The following is a 24,561-nucleotide window of genomic DNA, read 5'->3' as shown; positions in this document are numbered from 1 at the left end:
TAATAATCACCCATACTGGCCGTTTCTATCTGAGATCCAATTAGGAAACAAAGCCTTTCGAACCTGATCTAGGAACTTTAACATTGTGAACTCTCTTATTTTTTGTGAGGTCTGCACGGCATAATTGCGGCCATACATTGTTTGTTAGTTGACCGTGAAATAATAAGGAGTCTAAAAATCGACCGCATGAGAGAGGGGCTTAGAATAACTAGGAAAAATTCTTAGTTCAGAATTGGGAGTCAAGAAAGCGTGAACAGCATCACTTTGTTTACGGTCTGTTATGGATTGATATTACGATAACAAAAGTCACTCATTTCAGGGCTGACGAACCTTGTAAATAAACAGAAACGAGTGGATTACTTCACTAAAAAAACACCAGTATCGGTTCATCACCATAAAACTCCATGGTCATGGTGTGTCCGATACTGGTTCAGCATTCATTCTGATTAAAATAGATTCAATAGGCTTGTTACGTTTCGCGTGAATCGTACTACAGTCGCTTGCCGCTACCGTCTTCCCACATTACTTCACATTCATCTTTGATGGCAGCTTTTAATAATTCAACCAGTGGGAACGCTCGACTACCGATATTAACAGGCGCTTCAACCACCTCTTCTTCATTGTCGTCATCAGTATTTTCATGCTCTACGGACTTGCTCTGCTCTGCTGCAATAGCAGCACGTAGATTATCCAGAGCTTGAGGAACCTCTGAAGCATCCATAGCACCTGGGATGGAGCCGCTATGCCCAAGCATCTTGATGAACTGGAGGCCGACTTCACCAAACATCGTGACACTAGCATGAGCTTTACAACTAAAGGTAATTAACATAATGAGCCTTTCTTAATTTTGGTCGTTTACAAACTATGTGGAGTAACTCTCTGGAAAGCAAGTAGATAAACATCAAACAACGGTTACAAGTTTGATGCTTAAATCTAATCTTCTAGAGATGACCAGCACCATCGGTGATATACATCACTATTTGGAATTGATTGAACAGCCTTTCATATGAAACCTTGATAGTAGTCACACTAAATAGACATCTAAGCCTCTGCATAGCTTGTTATTTAATCTACTATTAACACCATTATCAAAAACTTTGGCACAGATCACATGAAAAGGCTCGTCGGCAGGCACCTAGAAGAAATGGCGGACATACGATCCACCCGCAAGCAAAAAATTGTCCACTCCTTTTCACTGACTGCCGCTGCGTTATTCATTTTCTACACTTGGGCTTACTTCCAAGGCCAACATTACACACTGTCGGTTTTCGAATTGTGTTTTGCACTGATCGCTATCTCCAATGCATTTTACGTAAGAAAAGTCATTAACCCTGAATATTCCGAATTGATCCTGAGCGGTGTTTTACTGGTTCAAGGGGTCATCCTATTTTTGTACAGTCACGCCATTCCTGACCGAATTCTTTGGCTCTACCCTATTCTGGCGGCGGTGATTTTTATCAATGACTTCAGAATTGGAATCATCTTTAGCACCTCGTTTTGCCTGTTCATCAGCACCTTGATTACAGCAATGCCCAACAATTTTTCTTTACCATTTAACAGCACACACAGATTTTTCCTTAGCTTATTTACCATGAGCTTGGTGTGCCACACATCCGCCTATTACTACACAAAAGCCGTCAGTTATATTCAACGCCTGTATAAAGAAGGCATTGAAGATCTCGCTTACAGAGATCAGTTAACCGGCTTGGCAAACCGTTGGAGCTTTGAACGCTGGGCGACAGAAAAACTAGCCACCGTGGATAGTGAGCGATCACTTACGGCATTGGTCTTTTTGGATATAGATGACTTTAAAGGCATTAACGACAGCTACGGGCACGATGTGGGAGACAGTGTCTTACAGCATTTTGCCAATCGCTTGAGCAACAACATTCGAACCAGAGACAGAAAAAGCCATGAATACGATTATTCCATCGCGCGCTTTGCTGGAGACGAGTTTGTTCTGATGCTCTACGATGTGCCAACTCGTAAAGATCTAGACGGCATTCTAGATAGGATCTGCGGGCTGTTCGAAAGCGGCTGCCAAACAAACGAGAGAATCAAAGAATTGACGTTAAGTGTTGGGGTTGCTTTGTATCCGCAAGATGCCCAAGAATTACATGAGCTGACGAGATGTGCTGATAAAGCGATGTATGTTGCCAAGCATTCAGGAAAAAACCGATATGCTTATTATCACGACAACCCAGTATCGACCCTGATAGAAGAACTACCAACGAGCCTTGTTAGCTCAGCACCGGATTCATCTGAACTTGAAGATTGCTTTGAAGCGAAGATCGAAGGGAACAATGTTACGCTATTAAAAACGCGCCAACGCTAGCCATTCCTATAACGGAGTGGCGCTGCTAACCTGCAAGGTACATAAGCCAAAGACTCACTAACCCGATCATAATAATCCATATGACTTGACGTGTTCGGTTTGGGTTATTCCCTTTAGGTCGCCTCACCACGGTTTTAAAAGCGGCTTGCTTAGCTGACTGAATAAACGGCGCTTCTATCTCACGTTTTTTCACGCGGCGTTTAACTGCGCTGTTTGCAACCTCTGTAAAGCGCTGGCTTTGCTCCGTTGTAAAGTCGTTATCAAAACCTATCCGACCATGCCTTTCGCCATGTTTTTGCTGAACTGCCATAGCAGCCTCCTTGGCGATATACTCTCTATTGAGTATAGACATAATTTCATATTGTTACCTGTTCAAGATTTTCGAATAAGTCACTCAACGCTGTGCCATCTTCTTTTTAAATCAAATTACATAAACTACAGCTATTCAAGTTTATGAGGGTTTCAAAATGACGAATGTAAGAGCAGTAGATCATGTGATTACAGCACATGCCACCTCAGATGGTGATGGCGTCAAAATCCAACGACTCGCAGGTTTTAATAACGCACGTTTCTCTCCATTTTTAATGATTGATGAACTGAAGTCGGATGAAAGCAAAGACTATGTTGGCGGCTTTCCTCCACATCCTCACCGTGGGATAGAAACGCTCACTTACATGCTCCAAGGTCACTTCCAACACAAAGACCATATGGGGAATGTTGGAGAGCTACGCAGCGGTGGCGCTCAATGGATGGCCGCAGGCCGTGGTGTCATTCACAGCGAAATGCCAATGATGGAAGAAGGTGCGCTGCATGGTTTTCAGATTTGGATAAACCAACCTGCGACACACAAAATGCAGCCAGCTCAGTATCACGATTTCCAAAGTGAAAGCATCGCGGAGCATCAAAGTGAACAAAGTGGTTTGTTAAGAGTGATTGCCGGAGGGTTTGAACTGCACAACCAAACTGACAAGGATTCAGAGGCTTTACGAGCGCAGGGTCCATTACAGAAAACAGGTGTGCCATTAAGCGTTGCGGATTGGCGCTCTCATTCTGGGCAAAAAGTCACGTTAGGGACTAATGTTAATCACAATGCCATGACTTATGTGTACCGAGGCAGTATTAAGATCGGCGACAAAGTCATCAACCAAAGTCAACTTGCCCTGCTCACCAAAGCTGAATTGTTGTCTTTAGAAAGCCTAGAAGATTCAGGTGTACTGATTTTTTCTGGTCAGCCGATTAATGAACCTGTCGTGCACTATGGTCCGTTTGTCATGAACTCGATGGAAGAGATTGAACAGACAATTCAAGACTACAACAACGGTGTGTTTGAGACTTACTGATGTCTTGGCTTTGAGCTTTGAGCTTTGAGCTTTGAAGATTGAAGATTGAAGAGATTTTGCAACGAACAACGATTTGGTCATCCATTTGATGACTACAAAAACAAGTGACACTATCCACTGCCGGTTACTATCACTTATTTAACCACGCTCCTAGAGCGTGGTTTTTTTCTATTCAATCAGAGACAAACGATGCCCTGATTGAACAAATTTAGATCTGATTACAAATACTCACATAGGTAAGCTGTCGCTTCTTTTACCTGTAGGTCGAATGAAGAGTCACCCGCAACGTCAAAAGACTCACCAGATTGGTATGTCGTCCAATCATCATCGCCAACACGCTTTACAATCAAAGCACCTTTAACAACGGTCATCTTTTCTGGAGCCGCAGTACCAAAAGTGTACTCACCAGCCGCCATTACACCAACACTCACATCAGCACCAGACTGGTTAAACGCTAACGACTTAACGCCACCTTCAAAGTATGTGTTTTCTTTAATCATTGTACTTCCTTGTTATCTTCAAATTGCAATTATTGAGCTCACCGAGTAAGCCTATGCGTAAATTTAGGTGATAATTGTTTTAACCAATTCGAGACTTTCCTACAAGAAATAAATACGCATAGCTTAAGCATTTCTGGAGTTCGCTTTCATTGATAGCGTAAATACTGAGGAGCAAGGCTAAAAACCACTAACGCAACCACATTTATTAGAACATTCGATCCTGCTTCTAACTCTTAGAACAATTTTTGCAAACTAAGGTTTTAATTAATAGAATCTAAAACAATATCAGTCGAAAAATGAAGAGATAATGGCAAAAAAGCCGACTAAAAGCAGAGATCTATTTGCCAACTCGTTACTCTACGGCTTCCTATTAGCTGGCTTTATGGTTGCCCTCACCGCCGGCTATTTTGCTTACCAAGCCCACCAGCAATCGGTCAGCCCAAGCAACGTCTATGGCACATGGATAGAGATTGCGGCGCCACCTTACAACACCGACATCCTGACACTTTCAGAAAACGGTGTGATGATGAATCATCGTCTTATCACTACCTCATTCGATTTTGACGGGAAGATCGTCACGATCAACACTGGCTCTGGAACCACCGTTTACACCATCAGTGGTACTTACGATTCCCCTCGCTTAAAGCGATTAGAGCCAAGCGTACCATCTCAGCAATTTATTAAAGAAGGCTACGAAGATACTGCGACTGGTGATACCCATAGTGTCATGCAACAACGACGCGCTTCCTTAGCTGAGCAATTCAAAAGATAACCCTCTTATCCATACTGCCATAAGCATTCGTCTTCAAGTTTACCCGTCGATCGACCCCGCTCGCTCAACATACTTCACTTTGTGATTCAGCTTCAATCCACAGTATTTTCTTATAGTTTGTCGCACCTTTTCATAACTTCATGTCGTGAATTTTCACTTGTGAGATTTTCCTACTGAAGGATGTTTTATTTTATAAAACATGGACTCAGCCTCTCATTCATTAAGCAACAGAATTGTAACAAGATACAATTTTTTAGTTGTCCATCGAAAACGGATTTATTTTCAGTTATGAAATTAAAACTCCCTCGAATACTGACTGGGAAGCTCCTTCAAAACTGATTGGAGCCGTTTATGGGGCCATTGGGTTCTCGTAATCTTCAAGGAATGAGAGAAATAGTATGATTCGTATAAATACCTGTGCTGCAAGCATTGCTCTAGCGCTATCTGGTACAGCATTAGCTGCTCCAACAGCACCTAGCATCGACATGTACGGTTCCAACAACCTGCAATTTTCTAAAATTGAACTCGCGATGGAAACCACCTCTGGCTACAACCAGATGGTGAAATATCACGACCAAGCGAAGGTCGACGTTAAGTTCAACCAATGGAGCGGAACGTCAGGAAACACGTACAACATCTACTTTGATGGCGTTAAAGTGGCCACCGGCCCAATCACTGGCAGCCAAACCACAGCTTCATTCGAATATGGCCAAGGCGGCTTATTTGAGATGGAAATCGAAGCGTGTGATGAAACAGGTTGTAGCAAGAGCGCACCTGCTCAAATCACGATCGCTGATACCGATGGCTCACACTTAGCGCCACTTGCGATGAATGTGGATCCGAACAACAAGTCATACAACACAGATCCAAATACGGTAGTCGGTACTTACTTTGTAGAGTGGGGTATTTACGGCCGTGATTACACCGTTGATAACCTACCCGCTGACAACTTAACCCATATCCTTTATGGCTTCATCCCAATTTGTGGTCCGAACGAATCAGTTAAATCAGTAGGCGGTAACAGCTACAACGCACTCATGACAGCTTGTCAGGGTGTTAACGATTACGAAGTGGTGATTCATGACCCTTGGGCGGCTTTCCAGAAAAGCTTCCCTCAAGCGGGACACGAATACAGCTCACCGATCAAGGGTAACTACGCAATGATGATGGCGCTCAAACAGCGTAATCCTGATTTGAAGATCATCCCATCGATTGGTGGCTGGACGCTGTCTGACCCGTTCTTTGATTTCACAACTAAAGCCAACCGTGACACCTTTGTAGCGTCTATTAAGAAATTCCTTAACACATGGAAATTCTACGACGGTGTGGATATCGATTGGGAATTCCCTGGTGGTGGCGGTGCTGCTCCAGACCTTGGTGATCCTGTAAATGACGGCCCAGCTTACATTGCACTGATGGCAGAACTTCGCGTGATGCTAGATGAGCTAGAAGCGGAAAACGGTCGTACTTACGAGCTCACTTCTGCGATCGGTGTTGGTCACGATAAGATTGAAGACGTGAACTACGGCGATGCTATCCAATACATGGATTACATCTTCGCAATGACTTACGACTTCTACGGCGGTTGGAACAACGTGTTAGGTCACCAAACAGCACTAAACTGCGGTAACTTCATGCGTCCTGGTCAATGTGATGGCACAGGCCTTGATGAAAATGGCGAACAGTACACAGGCCCAGCTTACACCACAGACAACGGCATCCAATTGCTACTTGAACAAGGCGTTCCAGCGAACAAACTTGTGGTTGGTACAGCGATGTACGGTCGTGGCTGGGAAGGCGTATTACCATCATCACTCACCGATCCTAGCGACCCTATGACAGGGGTGGGTAACGGCAAACTGAAAGGTAGCTCTGCGCAAGGCGTATGGGAAGATGGCGTTATCGATTACAAAGGCATTAAGGCGAACATGCTTGGTACGAACAACCAAGGGATCAATGGCTTCGAATACGGCTACGACGTAATGGCAGAAGCGCCTTACGTTTGGAACCGTACTTCAGGCCAGCTCATCACATTTGATGATGACCGCTCAGTAAAAGCAAAAGGCGCGTACGTTCGTAGCCTTGGCCTTGCGGGTCTATTCTCTTGGGAAATTGATGCAGACAACGGCGACATCCTCAACGCAATGCATGAAGGCCTTGCTGGCGGTACAACAGATCCTGTAAACCGTAAACCAACGGCAGCTGCAGGCGCAGACCAATCAGTTGAAGGCCCAGCCTCTGTTTCTCTAGATGGCAGCGCTTCAAAAGACAGCGACGGTACAATCGCGAGCTACGCTTGGTCTCAAGTCGGCGGTACAGCAGTAACACTGGCGAACGCTAATGCTGCGGTTGCGAGCTTCGATGTTGTTGAAGTCGCTCAGCAAGAAACACTAACCTTCAGCCTAACGGTAACGGACAACGAAGGTGCTACTTCTACTGACACCGTTGTTGTAACAGTAAGCCCTAAAGATACAGGCCCAGTAAACACAGCACCAGTAGCAGTGGTTACGGCTCCGGCTGAAGTTAATGCGGGTGATGTAGTCGTGGTTGATGCTTCGGCTTCAAGCGATGCAGACCAAGACACATTGACCTTCACATGGGATGTACCTGCTGGTATTGATGCAACGGTTCAAGGTTCTTCAGTGAGCTTTGTCGCGGCGGAATACACGCAAGATACGACGCTGAACTTCTCTGTAACGGTCAGCGATGGCACTGATACATCGGTAGCGGCTACTTCAGTGAACGTTCTTAAGAAAACCACAGGCGGCGGTACTTGTACTAACGCTTGGGATTCAAGTGCGGTCTACACTGGCGGCGACCAAGTAACTCAAGGCGGTAAGGTTTGGGAAGCAAAATGGTGGACAACAGGTGAAGATCCAACAACGACAGGCCAATGGGGCGTGTGGAAAGAGATCGGTCCTGCAAGCTGCTAACTAAAAATAGTGCTTAGTTAAATACTGACTAAGCATCAACTAAATCCCTAAAACAAAGGCCAACCAGATACTGTCTGGTTGGCCTTTTTATTTATGTTTTCTGAGCTTTGAGCTTACGATCTTTTTACTGGCGTTCTACTGACTTGCGCTCGTTATACCAATCACAGTAAGCAAGTGTTCAAAAATAGCGCAGGAAAAAAGCTTGAGAACAAGGCTGCTCTTTTCAATAAATAGTTTCGATAAGTAGTTATTCTACAATCAAAAAATCTAACGACGTTATCGAGATTTTTAACAAGCTAGGGTGAACAGTTATTTACTACGATTGGTATTAGACTTAGCCAATTAAGTTATCAAAGCTCTCGAACACTTGTGGACACTTCATTACTCGCCCGTGGCCCTGTCCTTGAGTCGCAATTAAAGTAACGCGACCCATTTCATTAGCCGCACGCTGAGACACATCAAACTTAGTAAACTTGTCTTGCTCATCATGAACGATGATCGTCTGAGACTCACGAAGCGCTAGCTTTCCATAGGGATCAACAGACTGAATCGGGTAGTTAAACTGCTCTTCGACTTCTCCAACTACCGCCTCGAACAGTTTCATTGAGTAGCCAGAACGCGCAACGCTGCCAAATAGGTTTTCTAGATAATCCAGTACAGGTGCAATCAGCAATAATGGCTTGTTTTCCAATTTAACGTGCTTACATTCCAACGCAGAAGCCGTGCCCATACTGTGACCGACCAAACCTGCTACCTCACCCACCGAATCGAGAATCGCTTCAAGGCCGTTCACAAACGCAGGAATATGACCATGTACACCATCACTGCCACCATGAGCAGGGTGATCATAAGCCAGAGCCGTAAAACCTTTAGCGGCGATATGTTCCATCAGAGGGAAAAACTGACTCGCGGTGCCAGACCAACCATGAGTCAGCACCCAAACAGGCCCCGTACCCAAAGAATAGGTTTTTAAAACGCCATCACGACCTTTGATTTCACTCTTGATAAGCCCTTGGGGATCAGCATTTTTCTGCTCAGTACGCATTGGAGTGAGCAGCAGCTTACGTGCGGTTTTCTTCGCATGACTCGGCGCTAGGATGTAATGAAGATTGGTTGTTGCGCCAATTAAGCTGCGCTTGAAGCTGAATTTGTTCGATGTATTAAAGTAGATTTTGTCACTCATGACCGGTCCTTGTATCGCCATCATCATTGGCGGATCGAGCTCGGCCCTGAAAATCGAACGACCGTGCTATTTGTTAGTATAAAAAATGACGATAGCGCTGTTTATGATTGCTTGCCGCCACTTCTGTTAAAATCTTTTGCAAACCTTAGTTAAGCAAAGTCACATGATTTGCGAGTTAACCTGCTGTATGTATTAAACCGCTCTCCAACTGGCTACCAAGCGCTCGACACCACTCCAAAAATGGGTGTGGCTCGCTTGTTGGCCTCGTAACGAGTAGAACAAGTTCGCACTCAAATAAAGACCGTATAACTCGAAGGTTGCCTGTTTCGGGTCTAAATCGGCTCTGAACTGTTTGCTCTCAACCGCTTTTGCTACCTGAATCGTCAAGTAGTCAATCCACACTGAAATGGTTTTCTGCAGTGCTTTCTGAATCACAGACCTTTCACTGCCCGCATCTTTCCATGCATCAATAAACATGCAACTGCCTTGGAATGAATGGTTCCAGCCCAGCCAGTTATCGAGCAGTTGTTTCAGCTTGGCTTCAATATCACCGTCGCCCAACTCTCTCGCCGGAATGATGACTCTTTCAGTGAATATGGCGTTGGAATATTCGAGTACAGAGAGTTGCAGGTTCTCTTTAGAGTTGAAGTGCGCAAACAATCCACTCTTAGACATACCACACTGCTTGGCTAATTCGCCAATCGTCAAACTCTCAAGACCATTCTCACTCGCAAGTGCAAATGCATGGCTCAAAATATACTCTTTGGTTATCTTTCCTTTGCTCATTATTCACCAATAATAAATCTGATGCTTTATTTTTAGCACGTTCGTACTTTTTTTCAAGTTTTTTACTTAACCCTTGGTATTCATTTTGTATTATCAAAGAATTGTGGAAAAATGCGACAGTATTCAAAGGAAATTGAAATCGACTAACAAAGGAAAAACAATGAACACACTTTGGGAACAGTTTGCGTTTTCGGCGTCAGTAACAGGCCCTATCTGTTTAATGCTGTTTCTTGGTGTGATGCTCAAGCGAATCGGCTTAATCAATGACAATTTCATTGATGTCGCATCTAAGGTGGTATTTCAAGTCACCCTGCCCGCGATGCTATTTCTGAGTATTGTTCAATCGAATCACAACTTTTCAGCCAGTAGCGCGTTAGTTGCGTTTGGCGTCATCGCTAACTTTGTCTTTTTCTTGTTCACGATTTTCTCAACCAAATTAGTATTTAAAGGTTCGAAAGATCAAGGTGTGATTGTCCAAGGTGGATTCCGCGCCAATACCGCGATCATCGGCCTCGCCTATGTAGCTAATATTTATGGTAACCAAGGCGTGGCATTGGCGGCTATCTATGTCGCATCCCTAACCGTGCTATATAACATTCAAGCCGTAATTGCACTGACACCCAAAGGCGAAGACACAGGCGCGAAAGCGATTAAAGTGATCGCTAAGTCGATTACCAAAAACCCATTGATCATCGCTATTTTCTTAGCGGTCGTCTTCTATGCACTTTCGATTCCTATCCCAAAAATGGTCACTGATGCTGGTCAATATTTTGCCAACATGACGTTGCCTTTAGCACTGCTGTGTACCGGTGGGTCGCTCGATATCAGCTCGCTCAAACAAGAAAAGTTATCGACGTGGTTTGCCTCTAGCTACAAGTTAATTGCCTCACCTTTACTGATTACATTGGCTGCTGGGTACTTAGGGTTTGAAGGGCTCGATCTCGGGCTTATCTTCTTGATGAGCGCTGCACCAACGGCAGCGGCAAGCTATGTTATGGCTCGTGCAATGGGAGGAAATTCAACCCTGGCGGCTAACATCATCGCTCTCACGACCGTTGTTTCTCTTATCACTTGCACACTAGGTATTTTTGCACTCACCGCAATGGGTTTAATATAGCTGCGACAGGCTTCAAAAAACCGACACAAGCCCTGAAATAAAGGTCATAAGCCTTGATTTAGGACTAACTGATTGGGCAGAAAGGCTGCTAGATTTCGTAAAAATTTTACTAAGAGATCTGATATGTCTTCCGTTCAACATACGCCTTCACAACACATCGCCAGTATCGAGTTAGGCCGAGTGATTGCTATCTTGGCGATCATTGGTTTACACGGCCAAATGGCACTCACTTATTGGCAAATAGATGAAGTGCCTTGGATCGGTTATGTACTCAACCAAACCGCTCGTTTTGCGGTGCCTCTGTTCTTCCTGATTTCTGGTTATCTTATTCAGCCTAAGTTGGCTGCATCGCCATGGGAAACCGTCCTTAACTACTCTACACCACTGCTTAAGGTTTGGTTGGCATGGAGCATCATTTGCCTAGTGATGCCATTCAATCTCGCGAAGGTAGAAGAGTTTGGCTATCTAGGTGAACGTGAAGGCTATTGGGGTTTCTTAATGAGCACTCCTCTTAACTCATTCTTAGAGGGAGGTCTGGTGCATTTGTGGTTCATTCCAGCCCTTGTTTGCGCAGTGTTGATCATCGCTTTATTGGTTGAGTTGAAGCTCAACAAACTGCTATTACCGATAGCCATAGCGCTCTATGGCTATGGTGTTTTGGCAGGAAGCTACGCAACGCTGACCGGATTAGAAGCACCCTTCTTCACGCGTAATGGCCCGTTCTTTAGCACGTTAATGGTGACCTTAGGTTTCCTCATTCGTCAGAATCAATGGAAGGTGTCATCCGCTAAAGCGCTGGCGTTATTAGCGTTAGGCATGTTGATTCACTTTGCTGAGGCGGCGTGGCTCACCACGTTCGACGTCGGATTCAACATGAATGATTTCTTGTTTGGTACGGCACTATGGGGAATGGGCGTATTTATGTGGCTTTTGGCTAATCCAAACATCGGCGACTATGCGTGGGTTCGCGCGATCTCGAATCGTATGTTAGGCATCTACGTTTGCCATTTGCTGATCATTATCGTGCTGTTCAATGTCTGTGGAGTCTTAGGCATTACGGAATTGGCAAAAGACGTTACGGTATTTTTTGGCACCGTATTGTTGAGCTTCGGGTTGGTTGTTGGAATCGAAAAAACACCACTGCGACGCGTGCTGCTTCGTTAGTGTTTGTGCCTAACATCATCAGCTAAATCAGTTTTAAAGAGTCACAAAAAGTAAAGGCAAGATAACGGATTAGCTTGCCTTTATTTCATCATGTCAGTAACGATACTTTCTCACTCGTTGAAGTGTTATCGGAACGCCATTGCGCCCTTACCAACACCTTCATAAGCGACGATTTGTAGTGATTGGTTCTCTGCTAGGCTCGGTTCAACTTGATCCGCAATATAGCCAGCAAGTAATTCCACCGTGGTATCTGTCGGTAAAATTTCCGTCTCACTCTTAGCAATCGCTAGCTCAAATTCGCCTTGTGGCGCGGTGTAGCGGAAGCCATAGTGACTTTCATCATTAACACTGTTCGCGTTTTCACTCAGGTTAAGTGATGAAACTGAAACTTGGTCTTCTTTAGAACCTAAATAAATGTCTTCCCAACGCTGAGCAAATGCTTGTTCACGTTGCCCGTCACGCTGACCATCGACCACGATTTCTACTGGAGAACGGTGACCATGCGCGATGCGTTGGCAGTTGCCATCATGCTTTTTTAAACCATGGGTGTAGTGGTAGAACGCGCCATTAATGTTCTCATGACGTAGGGTGATCTCTAACCCTGTGACGTTACTTGGTAGGTTATCGCGAAGAATATTGTAAACGTGTGCGGTCACACTCTCGATGGTGATCGCTTCTGCATCAATGAGGCAATATGCTTCATCAGGGCAATGTAGATGAAGACTCTTGTCACCACGCAACACATCAACCTTAGAGTAGCCCGCTTTGCTCGCTTGAAGAACAATTGCAGCGCTCTGCATTGGCAGCAGCAAACGATGATCAACATGTTGATCAACCAACTGTTTGATCTGCTTTTTGACCTTGCTAAAATCCAGCACCATGCTCATTTCATTAAGTTCACCAGACATGGTGACATCTAAAATCCAACTATCTCCTACGACCCCTCTGTGTTCACAGATGTATGAAGAATCGATAACGGTAAGGTCTCTTACAAATAGGTTCAAGTTGAACTCCTTAATACTTTAATGAGATACGGGAGGCTGAATAATGTTCAGCAGGCACTTCGTCTCATTGGTGTCTAGATAAAATAGGACGAGCAGGATGTTACAACGAGCTAATAAAGTCCACCTTTTTACACCGTCATTCGAGAAATGAACAAACTACGCTCAATTTCCGCTAAAACATAGGCCAGCCTGATGCCAATAGCCATATTGCAGGTAGGGATGGCCAGCGCTTCACGACGCATTTTGCTTTAGCCAAAGGCGCGGCGACACTCCGGCAACATGTTGAAAAGCACGTGAGAATCCTGAATAGCTATTGTAACCCACTTCATCAGCGACCCAATTGATCGGCTTATTTTGCAATAACAGAGATTGAGCAACAGAGACTCGCCACTTTTGCACATAATCTCCCGGCGTTTCACCCACTTCCCGTTTGAACGCTTCAATAAACTGAGTACGAGACATCGCGGCCAGTGACGCCATTTCGGCAAATAAACAATGCAAGGCTGCGACAAATGCCTGTGTTCCGTGTGAGCGCTAGACAAGCTCAACTCCCCCGCGCTCAATACATGAAGGTGGCCCTCTTTACCTTGTTGCGCGTTAAATGACGATACTCCACACAGGTTTCCAGAATAGAAAACGCCAGTGCGTATCGAGAAGTGTTCCATTAGTTGTGAAAGCAGATCCATGCATCCTCCGAACGATTCGCTTAGTTTTTAGTTCTTTTGTCCCTCTATAGACCGGACGAGTGGGCTAAATTATTTCAAACAAGATAACCAACACTGACAAGGAACTTGATATGTCACACATGAAATCGACCAGTCAAAAAATCACTCTAATGGCCGAGTTACTAGGCACCAGCTTTTCGTTAATGGCAGCAGACCTTGATATGAGTGTCGACAGCAATAACCTCGCAATTAAAGGCTATGATCCTGTCGCTTACTTTGCCAATGAAGGTCCAGTAAAAGGCACATCTGAGTTCACAGCGACCTATAAGAATGCGATCTATAACTTTGCGAGCAGTGAAAACAGAGATGAATTTCGAGCCAATCCAGAAGCCTATGCCCCTCAATATGGCGGTTACTGCGCGTTTGGAGTAGCCATGGGTAAGAAGTTTGAAACCGACCCTCTCGCTTGGAAGGTGGAAGATGGAAAGTTGTATCTGAACTTAGACAAATCGGTTCAGAAACGCTGGCTGGAGAATACACAAGAGTTCATCCAAGACGCCAACAGCAACTGGACAACCATCAAAACCGTAGAAGCCTATAAGCTCTAGCCTACAGCGCTTATCCATTGCCCAAGAATAAAACGGAAGCGACCGAACGCTTCCGTTTTCATTGGGATTTTCCCCAAAGAGGCCAACCCAAAGCGATTGGCAACACCTACTAAGTCCATTTCTATTCTATACTCCTAGCAGATAAGCTTTTCTTTTTATGGAAGAATAATGACATTACCTAGGATTTTGGTACTCGGCCTCTGCGCCCTATCGACACTGACTTATGCCAACCCGTGGCAGTTCGTCAAAAGTGAAGATGGCATCATCATTGATAAAAGGCCACACAGCGAAGGCTTGGTCGAGATACGAGCGCAAATGCAAACACCCACCACTTATTCCGGTTTTTTACTGTTATTGGAAGACAGCGAGAACGTGCCAAACTGGATAGATAACGTGTCGCAAAGTCGTGTGTTGATGCAAATATCTGAGGCGGAAAACATCGTCTATACCCAATTCAAAGCACCGTGGCCTGCCAGAGATCGAGACATGGTGACCTACTCAAAATACAGCATCGAGGGTGGGCAGTTTGTTTTGTCGATAAAGGATGCGTCGAACTATTTGGCGAAAGAGTCGGGGTACATTCGAATCTACGATGTGGACGCACTTTGGACACTGCAACCGCTGACTAATGGCAATACCTACATCACCTACACCGCGTATGCGAACGCAGGGGGCATCTTGCCAAATTGGTTGATGAACAAGTTATCGATAGGCAGTGCACTGAGCACGTTTAAGGGGCTAAAAGAACAGTTACCAAAGTACCAAGGCCAACAGCACCCTAACCTGCCAAATGAGTCTCGCTAACGATACAAGTCGATAAGTAAATGGAGGCATTAAGGTTAAAGATTAAGGTCTTCTAGCGAGGTCGCGAGCTAAGATAAGCGCCAAGCCAAATACTTGAAGAAACAGGGCGATGTTCTTATAGAAAGCCATTTTCTCATCAAGCCTTTGGATTAACTCAACCAAGGTCAGGTTATCCAAATAGTAATCATCGATTCGAGTTCGTTGCGCTTCTTGTGCACTGTTTATCAGCATCATCAGTTTCGGTAAGTGAGCCAAAGAGATACTTGGCACTTCGCTACTCACCCAACGCCTAAGTTGCCCACGCAGTGCTTCGTCGAGAACCGTGGTCGGCTGCACCGTTTCTAGTTTATCAAGGTGAATCAAAATCGCTTCACGCTTGCGCTCTAGGGTTTCAATCGTATTCCAAGCAAGCTGTATTGAGTACACATTGCCGTATTTGCGATCGTTGTACTCCGCTTTCTCAGCTTCAATTTTATCGAGCACCAAGCTCGACATGACAATCGCCATGATGTTGAGTATCAAGCCTGCGAGGACAATCGCCCAAGCAGGAGCAAGACGCAACGCCATAATGCTCCCTAGAACATTTTATCAAAAGGTAGGTAAGCTAAGTTTAGGACAATCAAAGAGATCATGCAGATAAGCGTTAACACCATACCCACTTTTCGACCTTTGAAGTTCTTCGCTAAGATCCCTTTCGCATGAATCACACGCCCCAGAATAAACGCCACACCAATGACATGAATCAGCCACACACCGGCGCCATTCATCTCTAACAATCCCATCAAAATAACGGTGATTGGGATGTAATCCATAGCATTACTTTGTGCCGAACGTGCTATCTGTAACGACTCGACACCGCCATCAGCATGAGCAACAAGATTGATTCGCCTTTGCTTGATCACCTCTATTGCTAACCAAATCATTACGATCGTAAGCAAGGCTGCGTAAAGTGCTGTAACCATCATATTTCCTTATTATTTTGTGTTTACTCAGTGTTCTTTGTTATCTGTTCGACAACACCCGCCGAGATAAAATGAAAATCGCACCCGAGTACTTGTAAGAGATCTCTCACACCGAACGTAAGAGATCACAATCAAGCTTCGCAGAAAATTCCTAAAATACAAACCCAAGCCCTTGTTTTGTATGAATCCACGCATATTTCTTTCGATCAGTGGGTACATTTATTTCTTAGGGTGGATTGTGAGCAAAGCCTCTGCAGTGTTTAATACACATGTCGACAGGGAGTTGGCAGGAACAGGAAAAAGCCTAACGGATTAGGTATCTTCAGGATGAAGATTTGATGGCTTAGGATGAGTTATCAGCAAGGAAGTTATGCTCTAGGATAGAGTCTCTTATCAGGATGATGAGTTTGCAAGGACACCGCTAGGACGGCGATGAATTGGATAGGTTAAAGGATTTAGCCACGTCAAGGAACGATGCAGGGAGCACCAGTTACCTATTGAAAGATAAGTAACGCGCAGTAGCAGGATGGCTACGAAAAGAATAGACCCCGTTTGGTGAAAGCCAAACGGGGTTTCCTTTTTTTTTAGCGTTTGAAAAGTCTCATTGGCAATTCATTTACCATAAACCCTAAAAAGTTTCGAGAACTGTCATTCTACAAAAGTTATAGAATAATATTCATCAAGAACATCACAGCAACCGCTAGGCCAATTGACGAAGTTACCGCCAAAGAACCATCCATAACTGGAAGGGTGAACAGTACTGTACCTGAAGAGAAGAAGTTAAAGATCGCCCCGCGCCAGCATCAGTACTTTGAAGCGACGAAATCAATGCTAAGCCTGAGTTGCCAGGAGTATCCATCAAAGCTAATACTTTCGCCACCGTCTTTCTTTTTCACTATAATCTATTGAATTATTAAGATATCTATCACACCCCACATGCTTATTTAGGTCTACGCTTTTACCCGTGTTAATAACTTATTAACTTCGGAGCGTAATCCATGTTAGGTATCCAGCTTTCTGCTGTTCTCTCTTTGTTACTCTTTTCTTCGGTAGCAGGTGCTGCCACTTCTCAGTTGGGAGAACCACTCAAGCTCACCAACTCATTCGCTGGCTACCTATCCCTGACCATTTTCGTTGTCGCCTACATCGTGGTGATGATGGAAGAATACCTAAAACTCCGAAAATCCAAGCCGGTTCTACTTGCAGCGGGCCTGATCTGGATAATCATTGGTTTCACTTACCAAGAACACAACCTTGTCGAAGTGGCCAAACAAGCCCTTGAACATAACTTACTAGAATACGCTGAACTACTGCTGTTCCTACTCGTGGCCATGACGTACATCAGTGCCATGGAAGAGAGGAGGTTATTTGATGCATTGCAAGCGTGGATGGTAGGCAAAGGGTTCAATTTCCGGTCTCTATTTTGGTTAACAGGTATTCTTGCATTCTTCATTTCCCCCATTGCCGATAACCTCACCACGGCTCTATTGATGTGTGCTGTGGTTCTTAAGGTCGCAGGCTCTAATCCAAAATTCGTTAACCTCGCGTGTGTGAATATCGTGATAGCTGCCAATGCCGGCGGCGCATTCAGTCCGTTTGGGGATATTACGACACTAATGGTTTGGCAGGCTGGACATGTCAGTTTTACCGAATTCATTCCGTTATTTATTCCTTCAGTGATGAACTACTTGGTTCCAGCACTGATCATGTCTTACTTTGTTCCAACCACTCAGCCCGATACTGTGCACCAACACATCGAGTTAAAACGTGGCGCAAGGCGAATCGTCTTCTTGTTCATCATGACAATCGGTACCGCGGTCGCTTTCCACGCCGTGCTTCACTTCCCTCCTGTAATGGGCATGATGATGGGGCTCGCCTACCTCCAGTTCTTTGGGTATTACCTACGCCAGACCTTGCCCAATTCGCTAGCTAAGAAAAAAGCGGTGGCGATTGCTAACAAAGACGAAGGCGCGCTTAAGAGATTAGGTTCAGTCGTGCCCTTTGATGTATTTCGAAGAGTGTCCCATGCCGAATGGGACACTCTGCTGTTCTTCTACGGCGTGGTAATGTGTGTAGGTGGCTTGAGTCTACTGGGATACTTGGAGCTTGCCTCTGGCGTGATGTATAGCCAATGGGATCCAATTTGGGCCAACATCATGGTGGGGATCTTATCTGCGATTGTCGATAACATTCCGGTGATGTTTGCCGTGTTATCGATGGAACCTCAAATGTCGATGGGTAACTGGCTACTGATCACCTTAACCGCAGGCGTTGGCGGCAGCTTGTTATCTATTGGTAGTGCGGCAGGTGTGGCGTTAATGGGCGCGGCGCATGGCAAATACACCTTCTTTGGCCACTTGAAATGGATGCCAGTGATCATGATTGGCTATGCCGTCAGTATCGCCGCTCACCTATGGCTGAATGGAGATCTTTTCTAATTCGAACTGTCTTTCAAAGGCTTCTCAATAAGTGTCCAGACGTTACTCAATTGTATCGCTGGACATTGGTTGCAAGTTAGCATCTCGCCCTTCTGTTGAATGCGCATCACTAGTCTAGAGTCAGTTCGGCTGCTTCCAGAATTGAATTCAATGGTGATCAAGTCATCATCAACACGATAGGTTCGAGTCACGGAATTATCCGTTGTTTGATAAGTCACTTGCCCGGATTCAAAAAGTAGATAACTGTCATTATCTGCGTTCTCATACATACCTTTGAACAGAGCAAGCTGTGGAACCTCGAAAGGTCGGCTGGTATCAGTTAAACAACCTGTCAGCAATAATGCAGAGCTGCAGCCAGATATTAGTAAGGGGAATCTATTCATTTGGGCATCCTTGCCTAGAGAACATAGTCAAAGAATATGCAACCAAATCGATATTTCCCAGAAAGCGTTGATTTTAATGCAAAGTCATATTTTAAGAACCACTCGCCTTCACCATTAAGTAGTACGAGATATTCAGCCAGCATCTCGACAGGCTCATGGCTAAATCGCTTGCTAGTCTTGCTCTCTTCCCTCTATCACCAATAAGTGCTGTTTACGTTCTACGCCACCTGCATAACCCGTCAGTTTGCCGTTTTTACCAATCACACGGTGACACGGCACAATCACTGAAACCGGATTTTTGCCATTCGCCAAACCCACAGCACGAACGGCTTTCGGATTGCCTATCGCATCGGCCAGTTGTGCATAGCTCCAAGTCTCTCCATAAGGAATGGTCGTCAGCGCCTGCCAAACCGACTGCTGAAATGGCGTGCCCTTGGCTGCAATCGGCACAGAAAACTGAATAGCTTCGCCCGAGAAATAGCGATTAAGCTGCTCGATAGCCAATGCAAAGATCGGAAAGCTATCATCTTGAACACCCAACGGTTCCGGCTTGGTGGTATGTGTCTCGAACCAAAGGCCGAGCAAGCCTTCATCGTTCGCCTGTAACGTCACGGTTCCCAATGGGCTCTCATAGTAAGTAAAACGGTTGTCCATGATATCTCCTAGCTTAGTATTCCGATTAAGACTGATTCCAACAGTGGAACGTGGCGTAACTACCCCAAGGCGAAACACTCTCCGTGTTGATGGCGGGGCGATGCTCAATAAACTTCTTCACCACCAAGTCACCAACCAACAGATGATTAGGTTCGCTTAACCCGCGAAGCAGTGCATATTGAATAGTCCAAGGCCCAATCCCTTTTAGCTCAATCCATTTGGAAGGATGCTCAGCTTCATTGTCGACCATGTATTCGGCAAAACGCTTTAGGGTCTCTTTGCGGCTTCCCGGCATTCTCAAGAAGCTAACATCAGCGTCCGCTATCTGTTTTGGTGTTGGGAAGCTGGCTTTCTCATGTTCATCAGAAAGCTCTTTGACCAATAAGTTAAGCTGACCAATCGCCGCGGTTACCGAAACTTGCTGTCCTAGAATCGCTCTCACGCCTGCCTCCCAAGCACTCCACACGCCAGGAATACGGATACCACTCTTAGCCACCAAGTTAGGATCGATAGTCGTAAAGAACGTCTCAACCTTGGCAATATCGACATCAAGATCAAACATACGGCGGATATTCGCAATCAAGCTTCTTAATTGGCTTATATCATCCAACTCGAATTCAATATCCAAGCGGTTATCTTTGGCTAAAGTCGCCTTGAACCAACCCTTTGACCCGTTCACATTTACCGTGCGCTTATAATAATCTTCGCCAACGCCTTCTAAGCCCTCAATCATTCTTCGTCGATAAAACCTCAACAAGTGGTTCCAATCTAAGGGTCCATGAAAACCAAGCTGAATATGATTACTCTGAGTGTCACTTGGCTTCGCTCGCCTAATTTGGCTTGGCGAAAGCTGCAGCTCTTTTTGAAAGGCATCATTAAAACGGCGCGTACTATTGAAGCCACTAGCAAAGCCGACATCAGTAATGCTCATGCTACTGGTGTGCAGCAGCTGCTTGGCAAACATCAATTGACTGTACAGACTATATTGCTTGGGTGACACGCCGATGTAATTGTCGAATAAGGTTCGTAAATAACGATCTGAAATACCTAACCGCGTTGCAAGGTCGACGATAGATCCTGAATTCAGAGCGCCATTATCAATCAACTGCATCGCACGTAAGAAAGTGGTTTCGACGCCCTTCCAAGCCGGCGAAAAAGGTGCGCTGTCTGGTCGACAACGTAAACAAGGACGATATCCCGCTTTCAATGCTTGAGCTTGATGGGAAAAATATTCGACGTTTTCTTCTTTGGGTAGTGTGGCTGGGCAAATCGGGCGACAAAAAATTCCTGTCGTTTTCACCGCTGTAAAAAACATCCCATCAAAGCGAGCATCTCGTGCATATCGAGCCAAATGGCACTGCTCACTGGTTAAGCTGCTGTTGTGATTGATCTTTTTCGACATGCCGTACTCTTCCCACTTACCATAGCGTTTGATCCGATACCTAAAAGTTTACCGTGAACCACCATTGTCGCTAGCCACTTTCGGAAGCGAAGGTCAGATAAATCACAAAAAAGGGTTTTAATTTTATTCAATTCGACTAAATTTAACCTAGAGAGGACATTCTTCTCACAACGTCAACGATCGGTACTTAGCACGCCAAGATGCAGAGACCTATCGAATATAAAAAGGAAAAGGCTATGGTTCTACACACATGTCGTATTGTTTTATCAAATCAACAGGTTCTCACCAGTCAATCAGTCGAGCAGTCTCTAAGCTTTCTTGAAGACAAAGCGGACAACGGGATTTCTATGATCGAGATTGACGCAACGGATGGCAATCAAATCCATTCGTACATGTCACACTCTCTTGAAGAGTCTATTGAGAATCTAATGAACCTATAGGGCTTTTAATAAAGGCTACACATACCAGGCCTAAACGATATTTATGGAATTAGAAACGATCTCTAGTTCCGAAAAGAAGTACATTTCTGGTTTAAAACAAAAATGGCTCCCAACTATACAATTAGTTGGGAGCCATTTTTTATTGAATCTAATCAGCAAAGCCACTGCTTACCGCGAATGCCGTTACTCAGGTGCTTGTTCAGCGGCTTGCTGCAATGTGTAAGCCGTCGATGGGTCAATCTCATTAACCAACTTCTCAACCTGCATGATCGCATCAACCGAGGTACTGCTTTTACGGTAGCTCAGATAAATTGGGAGATACCAGTCTTCAACCCCTTTCACCTTGTGCAGCTGACCCGAATCGATAAAAGGTTCGACTAGAGACACCGGAAGATACGCACTGCCGCCTTTCTCTAAAATGAAATCGAGGGCGATACGGGCTGTAGAGGTACGTAGGTACGGTGCTGGCACTTTAGGGTGACGTTCTGCGTGTTCAGAACCAAAGCGCGTTCCCCAATCCACATAAACATACTTATGTTGAAATACAGATTCCAGATCATCTTGCTGCGTTGATACCAACACCAAAACCAAGTCAGCGACTTTTTTACAGTTCAGCTCTTCTGCTTTGATCTGATCGAACGCGAAAGCCATATCTAAGGTTCGTTCTAACAAATTACGGTTCAGTTGCTCGCGCCCCATCACCTCTGCCATAAAGCCGTAACCACCAAAAGAGTCGGTTACCACACTTAAACAGTTTTGCAGATACGCATCCCAAATATTCGGCGTGCCGCCCAGCGTTAACTGCAAGGCTTTACCACTCTCTAACGACAGCTCAAATTTGGCTTGTTGTAGGGTGGACACCATCACTTCGGCATAACCAATCAAACGTTCACCGGAAGATGTGAGTTTGATGTTATTGCGGTCACGAATGAAGAGCTGAGTATCAAAATAGCCTTCAAGCTGTTTGATCCGCGCACTCACCGCCGCTTGTGTTAAATACAAGTTTTCAGCTGCACGCCCAAAATGGCGCACCCTTGCAACCTCAAGAAAGGTTCTAAATACTTTCACATCCATCAAATACATCTCTGTAATAAATCTGCTAACTAGCCGATCTAGGATTGTTTATCGTAAAGGCAAAAACATTTTGTTTCCTATTTTAGCCTTTTAACAATATTTTCGCGTGAGCAATAAACACTAATTTCTATCTAACCACATTACTGAGGCTGATATGTCTGAGACCGAATTCCGACACGGAAAAAAACGTTTTTATGACACCATTAAATTCCCGAGAGGGTTCGCTAAGTCGGGTGATTTTACTCTTTCAGAAGAGGAAATCCTAACCTTGTTTGGTGACACTATGCTTGCACTTGAAACTGGTGAACTAGCACCAATCAATGCAGAAGAAAAACACTTCATTAAAGTGTTGTCTCACCCTCATAAGGCAAAGTCCAAGTTAGAGCGTGTTTGGTTGAAGTACATTCAACTGGCTCGTGGACGCCGTCGCTTTCATACCCTAAACGGCTGCAAACGCGGTGAAGTGCCTAGGGAAGAATACGAAAGAGAGTTAGTGTTAGAAGATTAGTAAAACTGCTCAAAGTGATACCCAATCACTTTGGGCCTTTTTTCATAGCATATTAGAGGCAACTTAAAACAAACACGCATCTTCTTCGTAATTAGTAAGTTTAGCCAACCTGTCCAGTTTTACCAATATTTATAGAAAATTCATAGTGATAGCTTTGAATAATCACTATTCTTAAATATACCCATGCTCATTCACGCCTGTCGGTGATACTTCCTCACTTTTTCTCCTTTTTTTGCACGGCAGTACCACACAAGCATCACTCTTTGATCATACGTCCATTGCACTCCTGACCACCCACTCATCCACTCATCCACTCAACAAAGCTTGTTGATCTTTCAGACCCTGAATCAAACCCACCGGACGATATATGACAAACGTATTAATCTTGTTTAACGCTACCAAATATCCATACAATAATTGTGCAAATTTGAGAGTTCTAGTCACAGATACGACGAAAAAAGCAAAAACTTGACCTAAAACAATAGCGGAACTGGATAACTTATTTTATAATGCGAATTAATGTTTCAGAACACTATAAAATTTTATTTCTAGGGGCAAAATCAATGAGACTTATTCCATTAAGCAACAAAGCTAAAGTAGGTAAATGGGCTGCTCGTCATATCGCAGATTCAATCAACAAGTTCGCTCCAACGGCTGAGCGTCCATTTGTACTAGGTCTTCCTACTGGTAGCACACCTCTAACTACTTACGCTGAGCTAATTGAACTTTACAAAGCTGGCGAAGTTAGCTTCAAGCACGTTGTAACATTCAACATGGATGAGTACGTTGGCATCGACCCTAACCACCCAGAGTCTTACCGCACATTCATGCACGAGAACTTCTTCAACCACGTTGATATCCAAGCAGAAAACATCAACCTGCTAGACGGCAAAGCTGAAGATATCGATGCTCACTGTGCAGCATACGAAGAGAAAATCCGTTCATACGGCAAAATCAACCTGTTCATGGGCGGCGTAGGCATCGACGGTCACATCGCATTCAACGAACCAGGTTCTTCTCTATCTTCACGCACTCGTATCAAAACGTTGACTGAAGACACTCGTATCGCGAACTCTCGTTTCTTCGATGGCGACATCAACCAAGTTCCTAAATACGCACTAACTATCGGTGTTGCGACTCTTCTAGATGCAGAAGAAGTGATGATCCTTTCTCTAGGCCACAACAAAGCTCAAGCGCTTCAAATGGCTATCGAAGGTTCTGTAAACCACATGTGGACTGTTACAGCTCTACAGATGCACCGTAAAGCTATCATCGTTGCTGATGAGCCAGCTCAACAAGAGCTAAAAGTTAAGACTCTACGCTACTTCCAAGAGCTAGAAGCTGAGAACATCCAAGACCTATAATTCCTATAGTCTTGAATAGCAGGGCGTTTTTATAAAGAGAGCGTCTTGAATAGAAAAAGCCACTGAATGTGTAATGCCGATCAGTTAAAGCCAAAGCGATCGGTTGAAGGATCCTTCAGAGCTGT

25 protein-coding genes and 2 pseudogenes are annotated in these 24,561 nt (G+C 44.7%); 12 read left to right on the top strand and 15 right to left on the bottom strand.

Annotated elements, in window-relative coordinates:
- Positions 1-490 precede the first annotated feature (490 nt).
- Positions 491-829 (bottom strand): DUF1840 domain-containing protein, encoded by a 339-nt coding sequence (locus ACED41_RS20070; RefSeq protein WP_017061543.1) that lies wholly within the window; start codon positions 827-829, stop codon positions 491-493.
- 315 nt (positions 830-1,144) lie between these two features.
- On the opposite strand from ACED41_RS20070, the gene ACED41_RS20065 reads away from it, so the two are divergent.
- The gene (locus tag ACED41_RS20065; RefSeq protein ID WP_371725542.1) at positions 1,145-2,335 is read left to right on the top strand and encodes a GGDEF domain-containing protein; all 1,191 of its coding nucleotides are present in this window, start codon (positions 1,145-1,147) and stop codon (positions 2,333-2,335) included.
- Positions 2,336-2,360: 25 nt separating this feature from the next.
- Here the strand turns inward: ACED41_RS20065 and ACED41_RS20060 are convergent, their stop codons facing one another.
- The gene (locus tag ACED41_RS20060; RefSeq protein WP_017061541.1) at positions 2,361-2,645 is read right to left on the bottom strand and encodes a hypothetical protein; all 285 of its coding nucleotides are present in this window, start codon (positions 2,643-2,645) and stop codon (positions 2,361-2,363) included.
- 157 nt (positions 2,646-2,802) lie between these two features.
- Here ACED41_RS20060 and ACED41_RS20055 point away from each other — a divergent pair, with 157 nt between their 5' ends.
- Positions 2,803-3,675, top strand: a complete 873-nt coding sequence (locus tag ACED41_RS20055) for a pirin family protein (protein ID WP_017069674.1) — start codon at positions 2,803-2,805, stop codon at positions 3,673-3,675.
- A 218-nt stretch (positions 3,676-3,893) separates the two neighbouring features.
- Here the strand turns inward: ACED41_RS20055 and ACED41_RS20050 are convergent, their stop codons facing one another.
- Entirely contained in the window at positions 3,894-4,175 is a 282-nt protein-coding gene (locus tag ACED41_RS20050) for a pyrimidine/purine nucleoside phosphorylase (protein WP_017057600.1), read from the bottom strand.
- Positions 4,176-4,482: 307 nt separating this feature from the next.
- Between ACED41_RS20050 and ACED41_RS20045 the strand changes: the two genes are divergently transcribed.
- A complete protein-coding gene (locus ACED41_RS20045; RefSeq protein WP_017065063.1) occupies positions 4,483-4,947 on the top strand; it encodes a DUF2850 domain-containing protein in 465 nt (154 codons plus the stop codon).
- Between the two features lie 398 nt (positions 4,948-5,345).
- Entirely contained in the window at positions 5,346-7,880 is a 2,535-nt protein-coding gene (locus ACED41_RS20040; protein WP_371725541.1) for a glycosyl hydrolase family 18 protein, read from the top strand.
- A gap of 334 nt (positions 7,881-8,214) precedes the next feature.
- Here ACED41_RS20040 and ACED41_RS20035 read toward each other — a convergent pair whose 3' ends face one another.
- Both ACED41_RS20035 and ACED41_RS20030 read right to left on the bottom strand, forming a co-directional pair.
- Positions 8,215-9,063, bottom strand: coding sequence for an alpha/beta hydrolase (locus ACED41_RS20035; protein ID WP_017065066.1), 849 nt, complete (start codon positions 9,061-9,063; stop codon positions 8,215-8,217).
- Between the two features lie 192 nt (positions 9,064-9,255).
- Entirely contained in the window at positions 9,256-9,849 is a 594-nt protein-coding gene (locus ACED41_RS20030) for a TetR/AcrR family transcriptional regulator (RefSeq protein ID WP_029235279.1), read from the bottom strand.
- 160 nt (positions 9,850-10,009) lie between these two features.
- On the opposite strand from ACED41_RS20030, the gene ACED41_RS20025 reads away from it, so the two are divergent.
- Both ACED41_RS20025 and ACED41_RS20020 read left to right on the top strand, forming a co-directional pair.
- Positions 10,010-10,966 (top strand): AEC family transporter, encoded by a 957-nt coding sequence (locus tag ACED41_RS20025; RefSeq protein ID WP_371725540.1) that lies wholly within the window; start codon positions 10,010-10,012, stop codon positions 10,964-10,966.
- A 123-nt stretch (positions 10,967-11,089) separates the two neighbouring features.
- Positions 11,090-12,130, top strand: a complete 1,041-nt coding sequence (locus tag ACED41_RS20020; protein WP_371725539.1) for an acyltransferase — start codon at positions 11,090-11,092, stop codon at positions 12,128-12,130.
- Positions 12,131-12,255: 125 nt separating this feature from the next.
- On the opposite strand, the gene ACED41_RS20015 is transcribed toward ACED41_RS20020, so the two are convergent.
- On the bottom strand, positions 12,256-13,134 hold the full coding sequence (locus tag ACED41_RS20015) for a 6-pyruvoyl tetrahydropterin synthase family protein (RefSeq protein WP_371725538.1): 879 nt from the start codon (positions 13,132-13,134) through the stop codon (positions 12,256-12,258).
- 231 nt (positions 13,135-13,365) lie between these two features.
- Positions 13,366-13,820: pseudogene (locus tag ACED41_RS20010) on the bottom strand (helix-turn-helix domain-containing protein).
- Between the two features lie 110 nt (positions 13,821-13,930).
- Here ACED41_RS20010 and ACED41_RS20005 point away from each other — a divergent pair.
- Positions 13,931-14,407, top strand: coding sequence for a YHS domain-containing (seleno)protein (locus ACED41_RS20005; protein WP_017061530.1), 477 nt, complete (start codon positions 13,931-13,933; stop codon positions 14,405-14,407).
- Here the strand turns inward: ACED41_RS20005 and ACED41_RS20000 are convergent.
- Positions 14,404-14,526, bottom strand: a complete 123-nt coding sequence (locus tag ACED41_RS20000) for a hypothetical protein (protein ID WP_017061529.1) — start codon at positions 14,524-14,526, stop codon at positions 14,404-14,406. The genes ACED41_RS20005 and ACED41_RS20000 overlap by 4 nt on opposite strands.
- A gap of 49 nt (positions 14,527-14,575) precedes the next feature.
- Here ACED41_RS20000 and ACED41_RS19995 point away from each other — a divergent pair, with 49 nt between their 5' ends.
- Positions 14,576-15,211 carry an START domain-containing protein gene (locus ACED41_RS19995; RefSeq protein WP_371725537.1) on the top strand — a complete coding sequence of 212 codons (636 nt, stop codon included), beginning with the start codon at positions 14,576-14,578 and terminating at the stop codon, positions 15,209-15,211.
- A 42-nt stretch (positions 15,212-15,253) separates the two neighbouring features.
- Here the strand turns inward: ACED41_RS19995 and ACED41_RS19990 are convergent, their stop codons facing one another.
- From ACED41_RS19990 to ACED41_RS19980, 3 genes and pseudogenes are all read right to left on the bottom strand, one after another.
- Positions 15,254-15,778 (bottom strand): DNA mismatch repair protein, encoded by a 525-nt coding sequence (locus ACED41_RS19990; RefSeq protein ID WP_371725536.1) that lies wholly within the window; start codon positions 15,776-15,778, stop codon positions 15,254-15,256.
- A gap of 8 nt (positions 15,779-15,786) precedes the next feature.
- Positions 15,787-16,173 carry an MAPEG family protein gene (locus ACED41_RS19985; RefSeq protein ID WP_017061526.1) on the bottom strand — a complete coding sequence of 129 codons (387 nt, stop codon included), beginning with the start codon at positions 16,171-16,173 and terminating at the stop codon, positions 15,787-15,789.
- 668 nt (positions 16,174-16,841) lie between these two features.
- Positions 16,842-17,062, bottom strand: a pseudogene (locus ACED41_RS19980) (YjiH family protein); the annotation flags it as partial.
- 109 nt (positions 17,063-17,171) lie between these two features.
- Between ACED41_RS19980 and nhaD the strand changes: the two are divergent.
- The gene (nhaD, locus tag ACED41_RS19975) at positions 17,172-18,611 is read left to right on the top strand and encodes a sodium:proton antiporter NhaD (protein ID WP_371725535.1); all 1,440 of its coding nucleotides are present in this window, start codon (positions 17,172-17,174) and stop codon (positions 18,609-18,611) included.
- Here the strand turns inward: nhaD and ACED41_RS19970 are convergent.
- The 3 genes from ACED41_RS19970 to ACED41_RS19960 form a co-directional block, all read right to left on the bottom strand.
- Positions 18,608-18,994 (bottom strand): hypothetical protein, encoded by a 387-nt coding sequence (locus tag ACED41_RS19970; RefSeq protein WP_371725534.1) that lies wholly within the window; start codon positions 18,992-18,994, stop codon positions 18,608-18,610. The two genes, nhaD and ACED41_RS19970, sit on opposite strands and share 4 nt — an antisense overlap.
- A gap of 171 nt (positions 18,995-19,165) precedes the next feature.
- Positions 19,166-19,648: a methylated-DNA--[protein]-cysteine S-methyltransferase gene (locus ACED41_RS19965; protein WP_017061521.1), complete on the bottom strand. Its 483-nt coding sequence runs from the start codon at positions 19,646-19,648 to the stop codon at positions 19,166-19,168.
- Positions 19,649-19,673: 25 nt separating this feature from the next.
- Positions 19,674-21,050: an AlkA N-terminal domain-containing protein gene (locus ACED41_RS19960; protein ID WP_371725533.1), complete on the bottom strand. Its 1,377-nt coding sequence runs from the start codon at positions 21,048-21,050 to the stop codon at positions 19,674-19,676.
- Between the two features lie 236 nt (positions 21,051-21,286).
- Here ACED41_RS19960 and ACED41_RS19955 point away from each other — a divergent pair, with 236 nt between their 5' ends.
- Positions 21,287-21,490 carry a hypothetical protein gene (locus ACED41_RS19955; protein WP_017061519.1) on the top strand — a complete coding sequence of 68 codons (204 nt, stop codon included), beginning with the start codon at positions 21,287-21,289 and terminating at the stop codon, positions 21,488-21,490.
- Positions 21,491-21,673: 183 nt separating this feature from the next.
- Here ACED41_RS19955 and ACED41_RS19950 read toward each other — a convergent pair whose 3' ends face one another.
- Positions 21,674-22,564 carry a LysR family transcriptional regulator gene (locus ACED41_RS19950; RefSeq protein ID WP_017061518.1) on the bottom strand — a complete coding sequence of 297 codons (891 nt, stop codon included), beginning with the start codon at positions 22,562-22,564 and terminating at the stop codon, positions 21,674-21,676.
- 154 nt (positions 22,565-22,718) lie between these two features.
- On the opposite strand from ACED41_RS19950, the gene ACED41_RS19945 reads away from it, so the two are divergent.
- Together ACED41_RS19945 and nagB are read left to right on the top strand one after the other, a co-directional pair.
- Positions 22,719-23,072: a DUF413 domain-containing protein gene (locus ACED41_RS19945; RefSeq protein WP_371725532.1), complete on the top strand. Its 354-nt coding sequence runs from the start codon at positions 22,719-22,721 to the stop codon at positions 23,070-23,072.
- A gap of 563 nt (positions 23,073-23,635) precedes the next feature.
- On the top strand, positions 23,636-24,436 hold the full coding sequence (gene nagB / locus ACED41_RS19940) for a glucosamine-6-phosphate deaminase (RefSeq protein WP_017057618.1): 801 nt from the start codon (positions 23,636-23,638) through the stop codon (positions 24,434-24,436).
- The last annotated feature ends 125 nt before the right edge of the window (positions 24,437-24,561 follow it).

Source organism: Vibrio sp. 1F255 (assembly GCF_041439145.1).
Lineage (GTDB): Bacteria > Pseudomonadota > Gammaproteobacteria > Enterobacterales > Vibrionaceae > Vibrio > Vibrio crassostreae_C.
The sequence above is the reverse complement of the archived record's forward strand: the minus strand, read 5'-3'. Positions and strand labels throughout refer to the sequence as shown.

Coding starts and splice junctions, on each gene's coding strand:
- ACED41_RS20070 (WP_017061543.1), bottom strand. CDS start 829: ATGTTAATTACCTTTAGTTGTAAAGCTCATGCTAGTGTCACGATGTTT.
- nagB (WP_017057618.1), top strand. CDS start 23,636: ATGAGACTTATTCCATTAAGCAACAAAGCTAAAGTAGGTAAATGGGCT.
- ACED41_RS20040 (WP_371725541.1), top strand. CDS start 5,346: ATGATTCGTATAAATACCTGTGCTGCAAGCATTGCTCTAGCGCTATCT.
- ACED41_RS20000 (WP_017061529.1), bottom strand. CDS start 14,526: ATGGACTTAGTAGGTGTTGCCAATCGCTTTGGGTTGGCCTCTTTGGGG.
- ACED41_RS20025 (WP_371725540.1), top strand. CDS start 10,010: ATGAACACACTTTGGGAACAGTTTGCGTTTTCGGCGTCAGTAACAGGC.
- ACED41_RS20020 (WP_371725539.1), top strand. CDS start 11,090: ATGTCTTCCGTTCAACATACGCCTTCACAACACATCGCCAGTATCGAG.
- ACED41_RS19945 (WP_371725532.1), top strand. CDS start 22,719: ATGTCTGAGACCGAATTCCGACACGGAAAAAAACGTTTTTATGACACC.
- ACED41_RS20030 (WP_029235279.1), bottom strand. CDS start 9,849: ATGAGCAAAGGAAAGATAACCAAAGAGTATATTTTGAGCCATGCATTT.
- ACED41_RS20055 (WP_017069674.1), top strand. CDS start 2,803: ATGACGAATGTAAGAGCAGTAGATCATGTGATTACAGCACATGCCACC.
- ACED41_RS20065 (WP_371725542.1), top strand. CDS start 1,145: ATGGCGGACATACGATCCACCCGCAAGCAAAAAATTGTCCACTCCTTT.
- ACED41_RS20060 (WP_017061541.1), bottom strand. CDS start 2,645: ATGGCAGTTCAGCAAAAACATGGCGAAAGGCATGGTCGGATAGGTTTT.
- ACED41_RS19955 (WP_017061519.1), top strand. CDS start 21,287: ATGGTTCTACACACATGTCGTATTGTTTTATCAAATCAACAGGTTCTC.
- ACED41_RS19950 (WP_017061518.1), bottom strand. CDS start 22,564: ATGGATGTGAAAGTATTTAGAACCTTTCTTGAGGTTGCAAGGGTGCGC.
- ACED41_RS19985 (WP_017061526.1), bottom strand. CDS start 16,173: ATGGTTACAGCACTTTACGCAGCCTTGCTTACGATCGTAATGATTTGG.
- ACED41_RS20035 (WP_017065066.1), bottom strand. CDS start 9,063: ATGAGTGACAAAATCTACTTTAATACATCGAACAAATTCAGCTTCAAG.
- ACED41_RS19990 (WP_371725536.1), bottom strand. CDS start 15,778: ATGGCGTTGCGTCTTGCTCCTGCTTGGGCGATTGTCCTCGCAGGCTTG.
- ACED41_RS20005 (WP_017061530.1), top strand. CDS start 13,931: ATGTCACACATGAAATCGACCAGTCAAAAAATCACTCTAATGGCCGAG.
- nhaD (WP_371725535.1), top strand. CDS start 17,172: ATGTTAGGTATCCAGCTTTCTGCTGTTCTCTCTTTGTTACTCTTTTCT.
- ACED41_RS19960 (WP_371725533.1), bottom strand. CDS start 21,050: ATGTCGAAAAAGATCAATCACAACAGCAGCTTAACCAGTGAGCAGTGC.
- ACED41_RS20050 (WP_017057600.1), bottom strand. CDS start 4,175: ATGATTAAAGAAAACACATACTTTGAAGGTGGCGTTAAGTCGTTAGCG.
- ACED41_RS19995 (WP_371725537.1), top strand. CDS start 14,576: ATGACATTACCTAGGATTTTGGTACTCGGCCTCTGCGCCCTATCGACA.
- ACED41_RS19965 (WP_017061521.1), bottom strand. CDS start 19,648: ATGGACAACCGTTTTACTTACTATGAGAGCCCATTGGGAACCGTGACG.
- ACED41_RS19970 (WP_371725534.1), bottom strand. CDS start 18,994: ATGAATAGATTCCCCTTACTAATATCTGGCTGCAGCTCTGCATTATTG.
- ACED41_RS20045 (WP_017065063.1), top strand. CDS start 4,483: ATGGCAAAAAAGCCGACTAAAAGCAGAGATCTATTTGCCAACTCGTTA.